The organism is Phascolarctobacterium sp., assembly GCF_030531065.1.
GTDB lineage: Bacteria > Bacillota > Negativicutes > Acidaminococcales > Acidaminococcaceae > Phascolarctobacterium_A.
Map to the genome: position 1 here is coordinate 164,791 of NZ_JAUNOQ010000002.1, position 19,363 is coordinate 184,153.

The 19,363-nt window shown below is 43.3% G+C and carries 16 protein-coding genes and 1 pseudogene; 1 reads left to right on the top strand and 16 read right to left on the bottom strand.

All coding sequences use genetic code 11. The annotated features are described in order from the left end of the window. The 10 genes from Q4E64_RS02000 to Q4E64_RS02045 all read right to left on the bottom strand — a co-directional run bounded on the left by Q4E64_RS02000 (nt 1) and on the right by Q4E64_RS02045 (nt 11,707). The gene (locus Q4E64_RS02000) at nt 1-897 is read right to left on the bottom strand and encodes an FRG domain-containing protein (protein ID WP_303165985.1); all 897 of its coding nucleotides are present in this window, start codon (nt 895-897) and stop codon (nt 1-3) included. After that, nucleotides 897-2,057 (bottom strand): restriction endonuclease subunit S, encoded by a 1,161-nt coding sequence (locus tag Q4E64_RS02005; protein ID WP_303165986.1) that lies wholly within the window; start codon nt 2,055-2,057, stop codon nt 897-899. The genes Q4E64_RS02000 and Q4E64_RS02005 overlap by 1 nt, the downstream gene beginning before the upstream one ends. Next, nucleotides 2,054-3,613: an N-6 DNA methylase gene (locus Q4E64_RS02010; protein WP_368501484.1), complete on the bottom strand. Its 1,560-nt coding sequence runs from the start codon at nt 3,611-3,613 to the stop codon at nt 2,054-2,056. Before Q4E64_RS02010 ends, Q4E64_RS02005 begins: the two co-directional genes overlap by 4 nt. 16 nt (nt 3,614-3,629) lie before the next feature. After that, nucleotides 3,630-4,010: a helix-turn-helix domain-containing protein gene (locus Q4E64_RS02015; RefSeq protein WP_303165988.1), complete on the bottom strand. Its 381-nt coding sequence runs from the start codon at nt 4,008-4,010 to the stop codon at nt 3,630-3,632. Between the two features lie 1,323 nt (nt 4,011-5,333). Beyond that, nucleotides 5,334-6,005 carry a DUF1638 domain-containing protein gene (locus Q4E64_RS02020; RefSeq protein ID WP_303165989.1) on the bottom strand — a complete coding sequence of 224 codons (672 nt, stop codon included), beginning with the start codon at nt 6,003-6,005 and terminating at the stop codon, nt 5,334-5,336. A 156-nt stretch (nt 6,006-6,161) separates the two neighbouring features. After that, a complete protein-coding gene (gene galE / locus Q4E64_RS02025; RefSeq protein ID WP_303165990.1) occupies nt 6,162-7,151 on the bottom strand; it encodes a UDP-glucose 4-epimerase GalE in 990 nt (329 codons plus the stop codon). 8 nt (nt 7,152-7,159) lie between these two features. After that, on the bottom strand, nt 7,160-8,041 hold the full coding sequence (gene galU, locus Q4E64_RS02030) for a UTP--glucose-1-phosphate uridylyltransferase GalU (RefSeq protein ID WP_303165991.1): 882 nt from the start codon (nt 8,039-8,041) through the stop codon (nt 7,160-7,162). 60 nt (nt 8,042-8,101) lie between these two features. Further along, nucleotides 8,102-9,469 (bottom strand): phosphomannomutase, encoded by a 1,368-nt coding sequence (locus Q4E64_RS02035; protein WP_303165992.1) that lies wholly within the window; start codon nt 9,467-9,469, stop codon nt 8,102-8,104. A gap of 142 nt (nt 9,470-9,611) precedes the next feature. Then, nucleotides 9,612-10,391 (bottom strand): retron system putative HNH endonuclease, encoded by a 780-nt coding sequence (locus Q4E64_RS02040; protein WP_303165993.1) that lies wholly within the window; start codon nt 10,389-10,391, stop codon nt 9,612-9,614. Next, nucleotides 10,388-11,707: an AAA family ATPase gene (locus tag Q4E64_RS02045; RefSeq protein ID WP_303165994.1), complete on the bottom strand. Its 1,320-nt coding sequence runs from the start codon at nt 11,705-11,707 to the stop codon at nt 10,388-10,390. The genes Q4E64_RS02040 and Q4E64_RS02045 overlap by 4 nt, the downstream gene beginning before the upstream one ends. A 187-nt stretch (nt 11,708-11,894) precedes the next feature. Between Q4E64_RS02045 and Q4E64_RS02050 the strand changes: the two genes are divergently transcribed. After that, nucleotides 11,895-13,112 (top strand): DUF401 family protein, encoded by a 1,218-nt coding sequence (locus Q4E64_RS02050; protein ID WP_303165995.1) that lies wholly within the window; start codon nt 11,895-11,897, stop codon nt 13,110-13,112. 68 nt (nt 13,113-13,180) lie between these two features. Here Q4E64_RS02050 and Q4E64_RS02055 read toward each other — a convergent pair. From Q4E64_RS02055 to Q4E64_RS02080, 6 genes and pseudogenes are all read right to left on the bottom strand, one after another. Then, nucleotides 13,181-13,630: pseudogene (locus tag Q4E64_RS02055) on the bottom strand (exonuclease domain-containing protein); the annotation flags it as partial. 45 nt (nt 13,631-13,675) lie between these two features. Further along, a complete protein-coding gene (locus tag Q4E64_RS02060) occupies nt 13,676-15,352 on the bottom strand; it encodes an SWIM zinc finger domain-containing protein (RefSeq protein ID WP_303166059.1) in 1,677 nt (558 codons plus the stop codon). Between the two features lie 169 nt (nt 15,353-15,521). Then, nucleotides 15,522-16,583 (bottom strand): hypothetical protein, encoded by a 1,062-nt coding sequence (locus Q4E64_RS02065; protein ID WP_303165996.1) that lies wholly within the window; start codon nt 16,581-16,583, stop codon nt 15,522-15,524. Nucleotides 16,584-16,723: 140 nt separating this feature from the next. Beyond that, nucleotides 16,724-16,972 (bottom strand): hypothetical protein, encoded by a 249-nt coding sequence (locus Q4E64_RS02070; RefSeq protein WP_303165997.1) that lies wholly within the window; start codon nt 16,970-16,972, stop codon nt 16,724-16,726. Nucleotides 16,973-17,098: 126 nt separating this feature from the next. Further along, entirely contained in the window at nt 17,099-18,496 is a 1,398-nt protein-coding gene (locus Q4E64_RS02075) for an ATP-binding protein (protein ID WP_303165998.1), read from the bottom strand. A 73-nt stretch (nt 18,497-18,569) separates the two neighbouring features. Beyond that, entirely contained in the window at nt 18,570-19,334 is a 765-nt protein-coding gene (locus Q4E64_RS02080; protein WP_303165999.1) for a DUF1828 domain-containing protein, read from the bottom strand. Nucleotides 19,335-19,363: the final 29 nt, after the last annotated feature.

The following is a 19,363-nucleotide window of genomic DNA, read 5'->3' on the forward strand; positions in this document are numbered from 1 at the left end:
CTATTCACCTGCCTTTACCAAATGCCTTTTTTTGATATACGATGTCTGATGCTCTAATTCAGGGTAGACAAATGCTTCATTTATTCCAATCATATCAAGTTCATGCAGTATAGAAGATTTCTGTTCTGCTGGGATACGTAAATATCTTGGAATCCCTTCATCTACATATTCACTGAGACTATCTTTTAAATTGAAACTGTTTTTTAGATAATAATCAGGAGCAGATATGTCTATTCCCAAGATTAAAAACGCACCATTTTGGCGTCTTATACGTTCATTGTTCTTAGGAGCTACCACCGGGACATATTTATTTTGAAACTGCGTCTTCAGTCGCTCCACTTTCTCTTCAAAGTTCGATAAAATATCATCTCCAAGTCCTTTTCTTGAAAAATAATCCAAAAAATTACCTTCGCTTTTTCCATCATATTCTGCAAGTGCAGAAAATAATTTCACTTCTTTTTGTGTAGGACGCTGTAGCGATTCGATAAACAAAATCAGTTCACCGTCTTTGTCCTCATGTTCAGAACAAGCAAAATAGAGAGCGATTAAAGGATTAGTTGTAATATCCAGCAATCGAGTCGGCAAGCCGTAATGTTGCATTTTGACCAACTGTTCAAAATCCGTCATATGATTTCCAAATTCCAGTGGCTCTTGCAATATCAGTTCATTAACGATAGTAGTTTCTTTTGCCAATAGTCCATTTCTAAAAATGCTTCCATTGATGCCGAATTTAATGTCAGATTGTCCACGAAAAAGCAATGTACCAGGTATTCCATTTTCAGAAATAATACGACTATAGTCAGAAAGTTTTGACAGCAAGTGAGAAACACTATAAATTGAAAGCTGTTCTTCTGATTCATCTTGTAGATATTCTTCGTATCGTTCACGTTCATCCATTAATTTTCACCCACTTCCACTGGCAGTTCTCCACTCATCAATTTAGGGAGTAGGGTATCTCTAATCTCTGCCAAAACCTCATTTTCTTCTTTCAATTTTGCAATTTTCTGCTCAATAGGTTTTGCTATTTCTTCAAACTTTAATTGAAGTTCCATCGGCGGTACAACCATAGGAAACATTTTAAATGCTTCGAAAGGGAAGTTCTGCCTTGTTGTGCCAATGGCATAGTGTTTGATCATTTCCTGAAATATCGGCTGTTTCATATAGTAATAAAAGAAAGTAGGAGTAATAGTATCCTTCATCTCAAAAACAGTGTAGATCGGACTAACGAGTCCAATATCATACTCCTTGAGCATGGCAATAGAACCGATATTGGCTCTTGCCGGATTGTATGCTACTTGATTGCGGCGAACAATTTTATAGTTTTTGGTACTCTTACTATAAACTTGTTTTGTAAATACATCTTCCGATGCTTTAAATTCACCTTCTTTTACAACTGAAAGAACTGGATAATTCTCCTCGTTTTTATTCTTAATTTTTACGTCTAAAATATTATCTAATACATTTGACACGCTATAGTTATGATTTAAAAACCAATGTTCAAAAAGAGCATTTAAAATTTCTTGCATAATAGCAGATTCATTTTGATTTTTTATAATTTTTTTATCATATATACTAATGAACTTTACTAGCTCTTTTTGCATTTTAATTGGGAAACAAGGTACCAGTATATTTTCAATGACATTTGTTTCAAGTTTACCGGCGCCAATCCCTGTGACTCCTATACTTTTTAGCAAATGGTCATGTATGCTTGTTAGAAAATAATATAAAAATTCTCCATCTAAATTTTTGTGAGGTATTATACATTTTACATCTTGGTTAAAGGCAACATCTTTTTCAACAAAACATATCGGAACTCGATTAAATAGTTCACTGCCTCTCGTCAATATTAAGATACTTCCTTTAGGTGCAATTTTACTTCCTTTTTCTAAACCCGTCTTGGAAATGTGAAGGTTTGATGTCGAAACCCTTGATGTTTTCATCATTTTAGCACTTATCCAAGGAATATCTCCATCCCAATATTCTAGGATTTTTTTTGATGGCGTACCTCCTGATAATATCTCGGATAGTTGAGTTAATGGTTTTAAAATAGTATTCATTCACCCATCCTCCGTTCATCTATTTTTTCTAATTGAAATTTAATTTCTCGATCAAGACTTTCAATATCTTGATGGATTTGAAGAAGTTTTGATGTTAATCTATCTATTTTGTCATAAAATGGTTCCGTATCTTTTTCCAAAGGAATAATTCCAACATAGCTTGAAGGGGTTAAATTATAGTCTTTTTCACGAATTTCTTCCAATGTTGCTATCTTCCAAAATCCCTGTTTATCAGCATATTCAATCTCTGTACCATCTGCCTTTGTTGCCTTCTTTTCATGGTTACGAAAAGCATGGTATGCGGAGGTGATTTCATCAATAGTTTTTGCAGTCAGCTGTCTCTGCGTACGGCTGTCCTCATAAGGTTCTGTTTCCATATTTCTGGCATCGATAAACAGAATCTCTCCATGACGATCACGGTGTCCATTTTTCAGCTTATTGCGAGCCATAAACCACAGACAAACAGGAATTGATGTTGTTGAAAACAGTCCACCCGGCAATGTAACAATACAATCGATTTTGTCATCTTCAATCAAGTTTTTACGAATATTGTATTCACTAATTGTAGAAGATGAAAGTGAACCATTAGCCAATACAAAACCTGCCGTTCCGCTTGGCGCTAAGTGATAAAGCATGTGCAAAATCCAAGCATAGTTAGCATTACCTGTAGGCGGAATACCGTATTTACTCCATCTTGGATCATCTATCAAACGCTCACCGCCCCAGTCACTAATATTAAACGGTGGGTTTGCCATAATATAATCTGCCTTTAAACTCTTGTGTTGATCGTTATGAAAAGAATCCGCATTTTGCTGACCGAGGTTTGCTTCGATTCCACGGATAGCAAGATTCATTTTACAAAGTTTCCAAGTATTATAATTCGATTCCTGCCCATAAATGGCTAATTGACCGTCAATTCTTCCCTCTCTGTCTTCTACAAAGCGCTCACTCTGGACAAACATACCACCAGAACCACAGCAAGGGTCATAAACTCGACCATCGTGAGGTTCAATCATAGCTACAATTAAATCAACTACACTACGTGGAGTATAGAACTCCCCACCAAGTTTTCCTTCAGCACGTGCAAACTTCCCAAGAAAATATTCATATGCAGAGCCTAAAGTGTCTTTGTTCTTATCGTTTCCAATCTCAAGCTCAGATAATAAATCAACCAATTCACCCAAAGAACGTTTATCTAAAGATGCTCTTGCAAAATCTTTAGGAAGCACACCACGAAGAGAAGAGTTTTCCTTTTCAATCACATACATAGCATTATCGATAACCTGGCCAATTATCGGATCTTTAGCACTGTTTTTAATTGTTTCCCAACGTGCTTCCTGCGGCACCCAAAACACATTTTTTGCAAGGTATTCATCTCTATCTTCTGGATCGGCATACTCATCTTGAGAAATTTCTTGATAAGCTCTTTCAAAACTATCAGAAATATATTTCAAGAATATAAGGCCAAGACATATATGCTTATACTCTGCAGAATCCATATTATTACGAAGTTTATCCGCCATTATCCACAAATCTTCTTTTCTTAATTCAGCCATTTTTATTTCTCCATCATTAAATAATCTGCGATATTTTTGCCCAGATTTTCTTTTCATTTGGATTTTCTTTTATTATTCTAATAATTTTTAATATTGATTTGTTTTTTATAATATATTCTTTGATATCTGCTGGAACGTCTTTTCTCTCTTTTGCTGCCGAATCATACAACTTATTTCTTACGTCTGGAAAATCGGCCAATTGTAATGCTGCAAGTATTTTATTCAATAACTCTATTTCTGGTGGTTTATTATTACCGTTTTCAATATCACTGATATATGTAGGTGTTTTACTCACCTCTTTTGCAAGTTGACGAATTGATATTTTTTTCGCTTGTCGAACTAAACGTAAATATTGACCGAATTCTGTATTTTCTGTTTTGAAATTCAAATCATTCACTTTTATCACCTCTATTATAAATTAGTTAGTTAGCTTACATATTTATTTTATACTGCTTTCTTAACCATGTCAACCAATATATACCAAACCTCCTAATAAGCTATGATAATATTCCCATACTCAGTATTATTATCTTATGCTTTTGACAACTCCTGAATTACAAAAAATAATTTAGATAGTATCTATTTCACAATTCAAGAACCGTCTTGTCACAAAAATTGGCTGTTAATCAAAGTAACACTTTTTCTCAACAATAAAGTAACTCAATAATAACTATTTCTTCTATCTATACTTTCAGATTATTCATATAGCGTCCTATTGCCATTTGTTGAGTAACTTTATATGATGCCAGATACTTCTCCAATAGATCAATCATCAATTTCTCCACTCTACAATGTGCTATTTCATCAATCTCCCACAGATGCAGAGCTGCTCGCTGGAAATCATATTATTCAGCATAAACCATTTTCGTTTGCAGATATATTCTCCTCATTATTCCATATTTACTAAACATTTTGTGTTCGTATAGACTTAACTGAATGCAGGAATAAAATAATGATCACATTGATAATATATAAACTTTTATTTCTGAAGCTATTGTATCTTATATATATCCTTATGCGAAGTTTGTTGATTACTTTGCATTTACGGCATCCATAATTTACTGATAGTCTTTTCCGTAAGGTCTGTGACTTCCTTTTACATACGATAATAGCAACTGGTTTTCAAAACAAATAAGTCACAGATAAACTTCGCATTAACTCTCAACTACTTTTAAATTTTTACAGCAATATCATATGGTATTAGAATAAATTCCACCTATTCAGCAAGACATTTGGCAGTAAAATTATTTCGCAGTCAATAATAACGCAAATATTTTCCTGACTGATCAATATTTGGCTTTTCTTCAAATAGCAATGTTAGATGAAAAGTAAGTTTTCATGACGGTATTGACACAATGATTTCTAGTTAAAAATATTATTGTAAATACTAGATGAAATTTGCAATTTCAAGATAGACATGCTAAGTTTTCTTTACTATTCACAAAAAACTTCTAATTATTTTAACAATATAGCTGATAAATTACATTATCTTATCATGAAAGGATTTTTTCTTTAATATCGCCAACATAACTGATGGTTGTTGTTCTTTCAATTCTCCGCCGCTAAGAACCTACACTAAAGCTTATAACATTAAAGCGCAGCCCTCGCGTGAAGGCTGCGCTTTTACTTTTATAGTACAATATTATTTTTACAATCTGAAGTTCTCTACGCCTTGTCCAGTTTCATATCGACGTCGCTATGTAAAATTTAAACGACGCGCCTACTTTTTAATCGTACACGGCCTCAGCCCGTCGAATTCGTGAATGCTGAGCGTGCCGCCCTTCGGTATAAAAATCACGCTGCCGTCATAATTGCCGGACGCCAATTTTTCCAGAACTTTATACGGCCCCGGCAAACGAGTAAGCTGGCCGTCCAAAAGCTTTACCAGCGGCATAATGTATTCTTCAACTTCTTGCAAATCATAAGTACCCGTATCGATAATATAAAAATCGGTAAAGCCCTTATACAGCTTCTTGAGATATTCCTCCGCCGCGTCCTTGCCCTGCTCCCGCACCAGCTTCATATAATCTATGGAAGAATTTTTCATAAAGTTCATCCAGCTTTTGGTTATAAATATCGCCCCGTCCGGCCTTTTAACGCCCGAGCCCGTCAAAAGCACGTCGATGCAGTCCATCGTCCGCGGGAGCGCTAGGTTACAGGTGCTGGCCTGCAAGCCGCAGGTCGCCTTGCCGCAGCCCGAAACGCAAATTATTATTTCCTCCGCTTCGGTATTATCGTCGATAATTTTTTGCAGCGTCCGGTGCATTTTCTGCGGGTCGCTGTGCAACGCGACGTCTAAATACCTAACCCTGCCGTCGAAGCCTGTTTTAGCAATCGTCTTTTCCAACTCTTTTTGCAAAGTAATGCACGAACAAAGCAGTTTTTGCGCCATTTTATCTCCTTTCCTGACAGCCGATGAGCTGCTCTGCCAATTCTTCTAATGCATATCTATAATTACACAGGCACAGCCAAATACTTCCTGCGAAGTATTCAGTTGTGCCTGTCTTGTTTATATTCAATTATTCAATACGTAAAATATTTTCGCCGCTTACCCCTCGTACCCGTGAGGATGTCCCTTGTGCCACTTCCAGGCCGTGCCGATAACTTCCTCCACGCTGCTGTGCTGCGGAACCCAGCCCAGCTCGCTGCGGATTTTTTCCGAGGAGGCGATTAACACCGCCGGGTCGCCTGCGCGGCGCGTTTCCTCCACTACCGTAAAATCCACGGCCGTAACCTTTTTGGCGCAGTCGATCATCTGGCGCACGCTGAAACCGTTTTCGCTGCCCAGATTGTAGACGCGGCTGTCGCCGCCCTTGAGCAGATGCTGCAGCGCCAGCACATGAGCCTTAGCCAAATCGCAGACGTGAATATAATCGCGGATGCAGGTTCCGTCCTCCGTCGGATAATCCGTGCCGAAGATAGCCACCTGCTTGCGCACGCCCTGCGCCGTTTTCAAAATCAGCGGAATCAAATGGCTTTCCGGGCTGTGGTCCTCGCCGATATCCCGCGTGGGCGAAGCGCCCGCCGCGTTAAAATAACGCAGCGCCACATAGCGGAAATCGTAAGCCATATCGTAATCGGCCAGCATTTTTTCAATCATCAGCTTGCTGCGGCCGTACACATTCGTCGGCTGCAGCTTGCTATCCTCGGTAATCGGCACCTGCTCCGGCTCGCCGTACACTGCCGCCGTCGAAGAAAAGACGATGCGATCCACGCCCGCGCCGCGCATAGCCTCCAGCAAATGCAGGCTGCCTTCCACATTATTAAAATAATATTTAGCCGGGTCGACCATGGATTCGCCCACCAGGCTGCTGGCGGCAAAATGAATCACCGCGTCGATCTCGAACTGCTCCATAATATGTCTGGCAAAGCGCACGTCATGGATATCGCCCTCCACCAGCTGCACGTCCTCAGGCACGGCAGCCGCGTGGCCGGTAGAAAAATTATCGTAAACGATGGGCGTAAAGCCGCTCTTTTGCAGCTCCTCAACCACATGGGAGCCAATATAACCGGCGCCGCCGGTAACGAGAATATTCATTTTACTCCTCACTTGCCTTCCTTAGCTACGATGCCCTGCAAATACGCCAAAAAGCCGTCGTGCAGCTCCGGACGCTTCAGCGCCATTTCCACAGTAGCCTCCAAAAAGCCCTGCTTGTCGCCCACGTCATAACGGCGCCCTTCAAAATTATAAGCGTACATCGCCTGCTGTTTAGCCAAAACCTTTAAAGCGTCCGTCAGCTGGATTTCGCCGCCGCGGCCCGGCTCGGTATGCTCCAGGATTTCAAAAATTTCCGGATTGATAACGTAACGGCCCAAAACAGCCAAACGGGAAGGAGCTTCCTGCACCGCAGGCTTTTCCACCATATCGCTCACGGTAAAGGTGCGCGGCTCGTCCGTAGGCTGTCCGGCGACGATGCCATACGCGGATACCTTTTCCTGCGGCACCTCCTGCACGCCTAAAACGCTGGCGCCCGTCTTATCATAAACGTCAATCAGCTGCTTTAAGGCCGGAACCCGCCCGTCCACTACGTCGTCGCCCAGCAAAACGGCGAAGGGCTCGTCCTCGACGAAATGCTTGGCGCATAAAATAGCGTGACCCAAACCGCGCGGCTCCTTTTGGCGGATGTAATGGATGCGCACCTCGGAAATTTTGCGCACCATTTCCAGCTCCTTAATTTTGCCGTGCTCCTCCAGATTTAATTCCAGCTCGATGCTGCGGTCAAAATGATCCTCGATCGCGCGTTTGCTGCGGCCGGTAATAATCAAAATGTCCTCGATGCCGGAAGCCAGCGCTTCTTCAATAATATATTGGATAGTCGGTTTATCTACAATGGGCAGCATTTCCTTCGGCGTAGCCTTCGTCGCGGGCAAAAAGCGCGTGCCCAGCCCTGCCGCAGGAATAACTGCCTTGCGTACCTTACGTTCCATGTGCGTTCCTCCTTCGCAAATTCTTCTGCCTGCTGCCGCAGGCTACCTTATTTTATAGATTTAAGCCTCTTCGCCGCCGATAATTGCCAGCAGCTCCTGCGTTTTAGCGGTCAAAAGCTCTTTGTCGCCCTTGGTTTCCACATTCAGACGCATAACGGGCTCCGTATTGGATACGCGCACGTTAAAGCGCCACTTATCATACGCCACGCTCAAGCCGTCCAGATGGTCCTGCTCGCCGTCGGCATAACGCTTGGCCAGCTCGGCCAAAACCGCAGCCGAATCCTCCACCTTGCGGTTGATCTCGCCGCTGCAGGGATACATAGCCATACGCTCGCCCACCAGCTGGGACAGCTTCTTGCCGGAGCGGCACAGCAGCTCCGTCACCAGCAGCCAGGGAATCATGCCGCTGTCGCAATAGGAAAAATCGCGGAAGTAATGATGCGCCGACATTTCGCCGCCGTAAAGCACGCCGTTTTGGCGCATGCATTCCTTCATAAAGGCGTGACCGCTCTTGCAGCGTACCGGCACGCCGCCGTCGCGCCGCAAAATTTCTTCCGTGTTCCAGGTAAGCCGCGGGTCGAACATAATCTTCGCGCCCGGCTCCTTGCGCAGGAAGGCCTCCGCCAGCAGACCCACGATATAGTAGCCCTCGATAAATTCAGCCTTTTCGTCGAACAGGAAGCAGCGGTCGAAGTCGCCGTCCCAGGCAATCCCCAGATCCGCGCCGCTTGCGCGCACTACCTTCGCCGTAGCCTCGCGGTTGGGCAACAGCAAGGGATTGGGTACGCCGTTAGGGAAGCTGCCGTCCGGAGTATCGTTGAGCGTAATAAATTCAAAGGGTAAATGCTTAGCCAATTCTTTCAGCACTGGGCCTGCGCCGCCGTTGCCAGGGTTAGCCACAATCTTCATGGGCTTCAACGCCTTAACGTCCACATAGCTTAATAAATGCTTGATATACGCGGGCATAATGTCCATTTTTTCCACTGCGCCCAAGGTTTTGCCGGGGACAAGCTGATGCGCAAAATTCCGCGCTGCCGCCATCTCGCCAATTTCCTTCAGCCCGGTATCGGCGGAAATAGGACGCGAACCGCGGCGCACCAGCTTCATGCCGTTGTATTCCTTAGGATTATGGCTGGCGGTAATCATAATACCGCCGTCGGCCTGCAAATGCGCCGTCGCGAAATAAATCATTTCCGTGCCGCATTGTCCTATATCGATTACCTTCGTGCCGCCGTGACGCAAGCCCTCCGTCAGCGCCTCAACCAGCGCCGGACCGCTCAAGCGGATATCGTGACCCACAACCACAGTTTCCGCCGCAAACATAGCGGAAAAAATACGTCCCACGCGATAAGCCAGCTCCTCGTTGACCTCGTCAGGATAAACGCCGCGCACATCGTACGCTTTAAACGCCTTATTGGTTATTTCCATCTTACGTACTCCTTTTAGCTGATTTTTTATAATAATATGCAAAGTCAATCAATCATTATTTCTATTCTGCATAAAGGGAGAAAATCCTGCCGCCTTACCAAAAGTAAACGGCCTATTTCCTCCCTTCCGTTTAAATTATAAATCATAACCTGTCGCCGCTGGCGCGAATCACCTGTTCCGCCGCCTCGCCCAGGTACCAGCGGATAACGGAAAAGAAAGATAAGGACACGCCTTCGTAATCAGGCAGCAGGCAGGTTTCCGCCAGAAGCGCCAAAGCTTCCTCCAGCGGTTGTCCCTGCGCCAGCATCTGTGAAATTTCATCTTCTAATTTTTCGATAACGGCCAGGCGCATACGCATCAGCCGCGGCGCGTTCAAATTCAGCTCTCTGATCGTACTGTTCGCTTTGCGCCGCAAATGCTGCGGGCAGCTCTCCTCGTCCACAAACATTTTGCCCGAATGCTCCGCATAACGAAAAATCCGTACCCGTCCCGGAATCTTTAAAGGATTCAAAATCAAGCCGCTGATTTCTTTGCCGCCCTTGGGCACGTCGCAGCTGCGGTCGCGCTTCAGCTCCGAATAACGGCGCTCCGCGTCCGGCACGCAGGGCTGGCTGCCGCCGTGGCAAACGCCCAGCAGATTGCGCCAATCCAAATGATAATTATGCCCGCGCTCTTGCGTCGCACCCTTAGGATAGAAATGCTCCACGCGGAAATCGTCCACTTCCGTTTCAGCCTGCGCCAGCTTAATGCCAATTTCGCAATAAGCGCACAGCCCGTGCTGGTCCTGCAAAATCTGCCGCTTCACCTCGCGGTAGCCGTTGCGGGCGCGGCGGCGGAAATGCTCCCAGGTTTCGCGCGGGTAGGACTTGCGGTAGCGAGCTAAAGCCTCCGGCTCCTGCTTGCTCTTATACACCCGCTTCATGGCCGTTTTCTCCTGAACTGCCGCATCCTGATATCCATATCGGCGCGCAATAGCGCCGGCTCCTGCCCGTTAGACCATTGGTCGAGACGGTCGCGCAAAGCCAGAGCCTCCGGCGTATCCCATTTATCTTCGCTTACCAGTTCCAGATAACGCTTCAAGCTCTGCACAATGGGCAGCCGCTCCGAGCGCGGCGCTACGTTCTGGATGTCCTGCAAAATCTGTGTGCTGGTCGCGCCCATGGAAAAGCTTACGCGGCGCACGCCCTCAAACTGCTTGCCCCACATCAGCACGCGGATACTTTCCGCAGGCACGCTGCCCAAAACGTGCGGGCTGTGCGTCGTCACCACAAACTGCACGCTGGGAAAAGCTTTCTGCAAATCCAGAAGCACCGTCTGCTGCCACAGGGGGTGCAGGTGCATATCAACCTCGTCTATCAGCACCAGCCCCGGCGTATCCAGTACGGCGCGTTCGCCCAACTGCGGGTTAAGGCGCACCATGCGGTACGCCAGGTCGGCCACCATGCTCAGTACGCTACGGAAGCCGTCGCTCAAATCGTCCACCACCATCTCGCCGGCGTCCGGATGGCTGACCACAAAGGTTTTCAATTTGAAATTATAATACAAATCGTGCATCCCCATGCTGGCCATACAGGCGTCCACCGCTTGCTGAATCGCTTTTTTTATCAGCAGATTGCGCTGCAGTTCCTGACTGCCCTGCTGCCTTTCCTCCAAGGCGCAGCGGCTGACGTGTTCAAACCATTGGCCGAAAGTATTATACGAGGACGAAGGCTCCAGGCATTCCTCATACCCCACTTCGCGCGCTTCCATCGATCTGTCGTAATGCGTCATCAAGCTGCTGTCAATCCAAATGCGGGACGTACCGTAATAGGCAAAGACCGGCAGCAACGCCCATTCGCGTCTGGCTGCCGCCTGACGCATACTCTCGCCGTTATCGAGCAAATCGTCCACATTCTCGCGCAGCGTCCCATCAGCTTCCAAGACGCGAGTGCTGCTCATGCTGCGCCCCAACGCCTCGCCCTCCAAGCGCACCTCCACGGGATATTTGTTTTCCATGCGCTCGATATGCCTGCCGTCGCCGCCGTAAATCGGTACGCGCCGCACATCCTTAGCCATAATCGAACGTCCCGGCACGTTAAAGGCGCGCAAATACGGCTCCAAAGCAATCACCAAAGCGTCGAAAATAGCCGTCTTGCCCTTGCCGTTTTCTCCCACGATAACCGTCAGCTTGGGCTCAAAGTCGATATCCAATTCATCATAGCAACGGAAATTTTTCAGCTTTAATCTGTCAATACGCATAATACAACCTCCGCTTCTGTTTCTATATTAACAGTATACACCATTTTGCGCCGCCTGCTAAATTTTTCTGTAGCAAATATTAGAAAAAAGCGTAAAAACGATGTATAATAAACAAGCTGCCGCAATAATGCGCGTCTGGCCGCTAATACGGCAGTACAGTACTCGCTTAATAAAGGATGAAGCTTTTATGAATATTTTTTTATTAGTGGCGCTCGCCATGCTGTTGATTATAATTATGCTGCGCAAGCATATCCCCATCGGCCCCTGCATGCTGGCGGGCGGTCTGCTGATTTGGGCCGTTAAGGCTCCCAGCCTGCACTATCTGACGCAGGCTGGCGTCGAAACCATGACCATGAGCCGCACCTACGATATTCTGCTGGCCCTGTACTTCGTTATGTGCCTGGAAATCGAGCTGCGTACCAGCGGCGCGCTGGCCGGTATGGTCCACGCCCTGCAGCGCATCTTCTCCAGCACCAAGGTAACGCTGGCCGTCATGCCCGCCTTTCTCGGCCTGTTGCCCTCGCTGGGCGGAGCGCGTTTTTCCGCCCCCATCGTTGAAGAAGCCAGCCGCGATTTAGATATCACTCAGGAGCACAAAGCCGCTATCAACTTTTGGTTCCGCCACATTTTTGAATTTTCCAGCCCCATCATTCCCGGCATGATTATGGCCTGCAATATCGCAGGCGTCGCCTACAGCGATTTCATTATGCACCTTTGCTGGCTCACCGCTCTGGCCTTCGCCGCAGGCTGGCTCGTACTCATCCGCCCCATCGGCGACGACACGCTCAAGACCGTTGCCGCCGCGCCCGCAGAACACGAGCAAAATATGCAGGACCTGTGGCTGGCCCTGTCGCCGGTAGTGCTGACCTTTATTTTGGTAGTCTTCTTCGATTTCAACGCTTCGCTGGGCATGGGCGTCGTGACCGCAGGCCTGTTATTCGTGCTACGTTTCACCAAGCGCTTCGTCAGCCTCAAAGAAGTAATAGTCGGCGCGCTGGATATTAAAATGTTTCTCAACGTGCTGTGCATACTTTACTTCATTCAAATTCTCACCGTCACTAACGTCCTCAACGAAATCGTCGTCGCTTTCCAAAATTCGCCGCTGCCCGTGCCGGTCATCATCGCCTGCGTAACCTTCATCATCGGCGTGCTGACGGGTATGTCCCAGGGCCACGTGGCGATAGTAATGCCCATTGTCGCCGCTATGGATACGGGTAACCTGAACCTGGCGGGAGTAGCGATGGCCTTCGGCGTAGCCGGCCAAATGCTGACGCCCACGCATATGTGCCTGGTCATTACTGTGGACTACTTCAAAGCTAACTTCTTCAAAACGCTCAAGCCCGTGGTCATGGGAGAAATTATTATCCTGACGATTTTCAGTATTTATACGTACTTCACGTGGTGAGAGCAAACAATAAAACTCAATAAAAAATAGAGTAGAGCTGCCGCACTAGTTTAGCACGGCAGCTCTTTTTATTTATCAGTGCTTCCTGTATCCGGCGTTGTACTTGCCAAATATTTTTCCGGCGTCCAGCCTTTTTCTACAAGCTTCCGCAAAAGCTTGCCTGTATTATTAGCGTCGTCAAAAGCAGTATGCCAAAGCCCGGCAGTATCCACGTCCTGTTCTTCGGTTGCAGCTTTTAGCCCGGTAGTATAATTATCGCCTTTCATAAATTTATAAGCCGCGGCAAAGTCAAGATAATCTTCCTCCCTGATGGGATTAGCAATTTTATACCTTTTGCAAGCGGTATTGAGCACCTTATAATCGCTGTCGCCCCAAGCTACAAAATAAGTTTCTCCCGGCGCGTACATCTCCGCCAGCTTCTGGACCATCTCCGGAAACTCTACGGCTTTTTTCATATCTTTTTCCGTAATCATGCAAAACGCCAAAGAATCCTTCGCCTGCTTAGGGAAAAATTTGGGATTGACAAAACTTAGAGATTCATCGTTTCCTTAGAGTTACTTAATTTAAAACCCAGCTTTTGCCAACTCATCCAACATAGCCGTTCTGCGACGATAAACTACACGCCAATCAGCTGCAATCGCTTGGACGGCTTTATCGCCATCAGGATACTTTCTAAGCTTGCGCAAATACCGCATCAATTTTTTATAAGCGTCTCGTTGAGCTATTACAGCAGCCTCATGTTGAATGTATTTTATATAAATATCTCTCACCGACTCCGGAAAATTGTTACGCAAAACACGCTCATATTTATCCAGCGCCCAAATGGATTTTTCTTTTACTATCGCCTGCAAAAGCTCCTCATACATGCTTTCTTTTTCCAACAACTCATATCGAATATCAGCACAAGTTTCTGCCGCTAAAATTTTAGCGCGATACGACGGCCATTGGACAACGGTCAAATTTTCTTTGAGCGATAAAATATACTCTAAACTATCTTGACGACACGTAAAAATATATTGCTCCAATTCTTGCAGGTAATCCTTGCGCCAATTATTAGTTTGAAAAATTTTCTGCAAACGCCGACTGTACTTTGCAAAAATTTCTGGAGATTTAGCCGCAACTTTCTTACCATCGTTTAAAAGCCCCACCGCAGCTTGCACATCTCCAACCTGCAAATACATATACGATTCCATAAGCCGTACTTCAGGAAAATCTCGATACTTTCTTTGATAGCGTAAAATTTCTTCGCGCGGCAGCTGCAATTCTTTCATAAATTGAATGCGCTTAACAAGCATTTTTTCTACCCGATAGCGAAGGAGATAATTATCTTTTTCTGCCAAAGCATCGGCAATATCGGCGTCCAATAATTGCAATTTTTCTTTCAGAAAATCATTGCTATGAAATTCGTCCATTAAGAAAGCGTATAGATATTCCCTAATAAAATCATCCTCGTCATGGCTAGTAAGCGCTTTCTTCGCAGCAGCAAATAGTTCCTTAGCTTGCGCGTCATCGCATTGGCGCGCTATCTGCCGCCATAAGTCAGCGCATGTACTTCCTAAAACCGATAGTCCGCCATCATCGTCCATATCCTGCTCATAAGCATAGCTCAAACCTTCATACGTCAGCTCAAAAGCCTGCATGCAAAATTTATTTTCTAAGAGTTTTGCCACTGTATCGCTAAGGTAATTGCTCAACGCACAAGTATAATCATAAGCATGTTCCCAATCAATAAACCCGCGCCCATCCTCGTATTCGCCAGTTATCGCATAAATTTGCCCCTTAAGCTCCTGCATACGCGCCCCGCCTGCAATATTGGCATATTTAAGCAGCAAATCCCTTTTAACGTCGCCGTTGCTCAATGCCAACCCTAATAAAAAAGCGCGTAATTCTTCTTCCGATATCTGCGTGATTATGTTGTTCAATTGCTGTCGTTCCTTGGTCAATTCTTCTTTACGCTTCTGCGGGGAAAGTTCTCCTTGTTCTCCCGTCAGCTTATACAAAACGGCCGCCATATGCTTACAATTGTTGCCGTCTTCAGCATAAGGGCAGTCGCATTCCATATAAGCCGCTTTACCGTCGCGTAATGCAATACTAACCGTATAATCTTCCGTACCGCTAACAATTGCGGCATATCCCAAAGGCGTAGGCTTTATATCATGCACATGATCCATCAGACAGTATATCCAACCTCGTTCTAATATCCGCTCTTGAAATAATTTTTTCCATCCTTTTATTTTCATTGCATCCACCCTACTGCCCCCTTTCTTCGAGAAAAGGTCATTTCCCTATAGTAGTAAATCCAAAATCCGCTAAAAGAAAGCTTTTCAAAATACGCACTCTTCAATAACAATCATAAATTGCAATAACAAAAAACATTTATGATGTTTATTCATAAATAATTTTGTGATTCTAACCAATTACTTGAAAACCTAATTTTTTCATTTCTTCAACAAGTTCCTCTTTATGAATACTGCCGTCTGCAAACGCTTTCTGTAACCCTTGTCCAAAGGAAATTGTCGGCCCCTCGTTGCCTTTATACTGCATATATAGTTCTACCGGTTTCCACCCGCATAACGGCCACCAACGGCTATTGTTTGAAAAATTAGTATATAATTTAAGCAATGTCTTTAGCTGTGATTTGGTAAGACGTACTCCTACTTCATCTAAATCGTCAAACAAATATTGAATTTGCCTTTTGACATCAGCATATAACACTGAACTGTTTAACCGCCACTCTATTGCTCGAAGCGTCTTTTCCAATTCTGTTACATCATAGTATTCCTTAAGCTCAGCTTTTACCCACACTCTCTTGGTATAATCATAGTTAATTATTTCATCCTTATGCCAGAATACAAACTCGGTAAGGCGCTTTCCAGCGATTTTCACACCATTGGTATCAATATTATCCGAGTTTTGGTGTACAGTAAGAGATTTTATAAACCGCTTTAATGCCCTCCCTTCCGACGAACGCCACAAATTACCCGGCTCTGCCCATGAAAGGACTTCTTCTCTTTCAAGTGCGCATAAAGTTCTTTTCATTTGTTCCTCAGCAAGTCTATAATAATCTGAAAATCTGCCGTACCCTTTACGATAAAGCTTTTTATTCACAATGAAGCGAGTTCCGGCATTGCCCCGCTTTTCATCTTCATATAATTCATCTATTTCAAGCACATAATAGTCATAAGATTCATATCTAGCCACTTCTGAAAAAGCAAAAAAATCTTTTTTTAGGATTTGCTTTTTATCCGTAATTTCTTTTTCGGCAAAACTAAATAACTCCCATGCCTCTTTAAGCATTAAAGCGCCATATAAATTTGAAAAGGCGCTATAGTATTTTTGTAGCAACTCTAGGTTAGCCTTTCCTCTTTCATTTGTGAAATCAAGACGTCCTTTAGATTCCAGAGCAAGAATTTGATACTTTTTATTCAAGTTTTTCTGCGATAGCGGTCTAGGTAATATTTTGCTAGGCATGGTAACTATCCTCCATTATGAAAATCATGATACAAAAACTCTTTACAGTACCTATGAAATTTCTTTTTCCTATACGCTTAATTTTATTTTATCATCAATCTGCTATATTTCAGATTAAGAAAATATTCCTACGTCCATAGTTATTCTCTGTTTTCCATAGCTGTTTTAAGCTTATCGGCCAGCGTAAAAGTAAAGCCAACGCTTTTTCTTCTGGCGACTTCCTCTCGCAAAGCTTTCCGAGCTAACAAGTCAGCCATAACATTAAAATATTCCAAAGAATGCCCTCTTACTTTTTTAAACGTCAGGCTGTGCTTTTCTCTGAACTTTATTATCAATTCCTTATACCAGGTATCCACGCTGGTTTGAGGCTGATATTCTTTCTTCCCCATCGCGCTGACACTGCTGTTATCATGCTTTATAATAAGATTTTTAATATGCCGCTTCTTTCTTAAGCCCCATAACCAACACACCTCAATCCATATATAAGCTGAAATTTATAACTTGACATGCTCTATCTATTTAACTCTGATATATTTCTGATTCTTGCTTTTAGGCTTATCCGGTATTGTCATAGCAAGCTTACCATCAGCGAGCAATGCTCTTAAATATTTATTGACAAAATAGGCTCTGCTACCTACATTCATGAAAGCTGTCATCTCTGCCCGTGACCGTGGCTGCTCGCAAAAAACAAGTAAAGCTAGTACTTTTTCATCTGCATCATGTACACCGTCATGTACACCATCAACTACACCGACATGTACACCGTCATAGTTTACATTCTTCAAAATAACTCTAAAGTCCGATGCAGTCGAAATAAATTCCGGTTTCATCGTTTCATCATAACCGGGTAAATTTTTAGTTTCATTTAATATTTTTCTTAAACCGCTACCGCGGCGTTCCATATACTTCATCCTATGGAATAAATCAGCTAAAATTGGATTCCTACGCATAGAACCAACGCTATCTAAATCATATTCTTGTATCAGCTTCCCACTAAACATACCTCCCGGAGATTGAATTTCAACTCTATCGTCGTACATATCAATATGTATTTCGCTCCCCATTATTATATAATCACGATGAATCAACGCGTTAACCAAAGCTTCTGTAACAGCGCGCATAGAATAGTCCGGCTTATCAACTCTATACTCATCTTTCTTTTCAAAACGAACTTTAGAGTTATTCTTAATAAAATCATATGCACTTTGCAATAAATAAATCAGATTACCTTCATATTCCTTATCATCAAGAGCATCATCAAAAATAGAACCTTTGTCCAAGCCATTCCATCTGGTACAAAAAATACGTGAATTATAAACTATATGCTGATCCGCCAATAGTTTTCCTGCATTAGTCAGATATCCATTATCAGCAAGCCCAAACGAATAGTAATCTTTGCCTTCCAAAGTAATTCCTGTACGCTCCCTATACGTAGCTTCTAATTGATTAAAGCTATAATCAACTTTTTTAGCATCAGAGCGCAACGAATCATATGATTGATTATTCCCTTTTAAAATTAATTCGTTAAGTAGATAATCTGGCGCTACTATAGTCTCATTCCCCACTCTAACATATGCTTCCATAACGCCGTCTGCTTTATAATAATATGGAGTTGAACGACCAGAAGTAACTGTTAGAACGAGTAAAAATTTACCATTTTCATTAATTGCTGACAAAACAAACTGCGGCAAAGGCGTAATTCTTTCTTTAATTAATCTACTGATAATTTCCGCATCTGATTGAGCATTATTCAAACCTGTAACAGTCCCATCATTAGCGACGCCAAATAATAACACTCCCCCTATACCATTAGCGTACGCGCTAACGCTTTTTAACCAACTTTTGGGTTTCTTCTTTTCCAAAGCGATTTTAAAATCATATTCCGTTGCTTCAGCAATAATTTTTTCAAGCATACTGAGCTCCTTTTTAGGCTTTTAAAAGAAAAACCTAGATCAAAATTATTATGGTTTATCCCAAAAACTTCAATTACATTGCAACTCTTCCGATAAAAGCTGCCATGTTCTTTTTAAAATCTGAAAGATCGTAAAATTGTTTATCAGCAGCACTCATTAGAAGTTTTTGATCTTTTTTACCCAAGTTACCAAAATTATCATAAACTACTGCACCGGTAAAAGGAATATCAGCATTTTGAAAAGACAACATAGAAATCACCGCCGTTTTAGCTCTGTCAGAGCCCTTAACGGTGAATAAGTAAATAGGTTTATTCATATTAGGAAAGCAATAGTCTACAGTTAACTCATCGCGTCCTGGTATTGGAGCAAAATCTTTTTTAGGGTCAAATCGATGTAAGTTAGTTATAACAAAATCATTTACCTGCTCAAAAAACAACGATGTTATCACATCCCGTTGGTAAAAAGACATTGCACTTATTTTATTTATAGTTTGCGTCATCGAAAGAATTGTTTGAAATAAAAACTCCGGCTTAGTGCTAATAGATAAATTTTCATCATAGCTAGATACATTATTTTCTTTGAGAATACTTTTTAAAATATTTTTTTTCCGTTCTGTATCTATATCGTAATCATAAGACAAGCGCATCAGTGTTATTCCGCAGTCGCACACTGTAAGCAGCGGACTTTCTGGATTAACCTTAACAAATATGTCAATCATATCACCGTCAGAATGATAAAAAGGCGCAAATATTTGATATAAGCCTTCTTTTCTTTCAGTGATTGTAAAGCTATTATTTAGATTTGTTTTTAGTATGTTTATCAATCCTGTTTTGTCCATTATATAACCTCCTAAGCGGATATAAACAT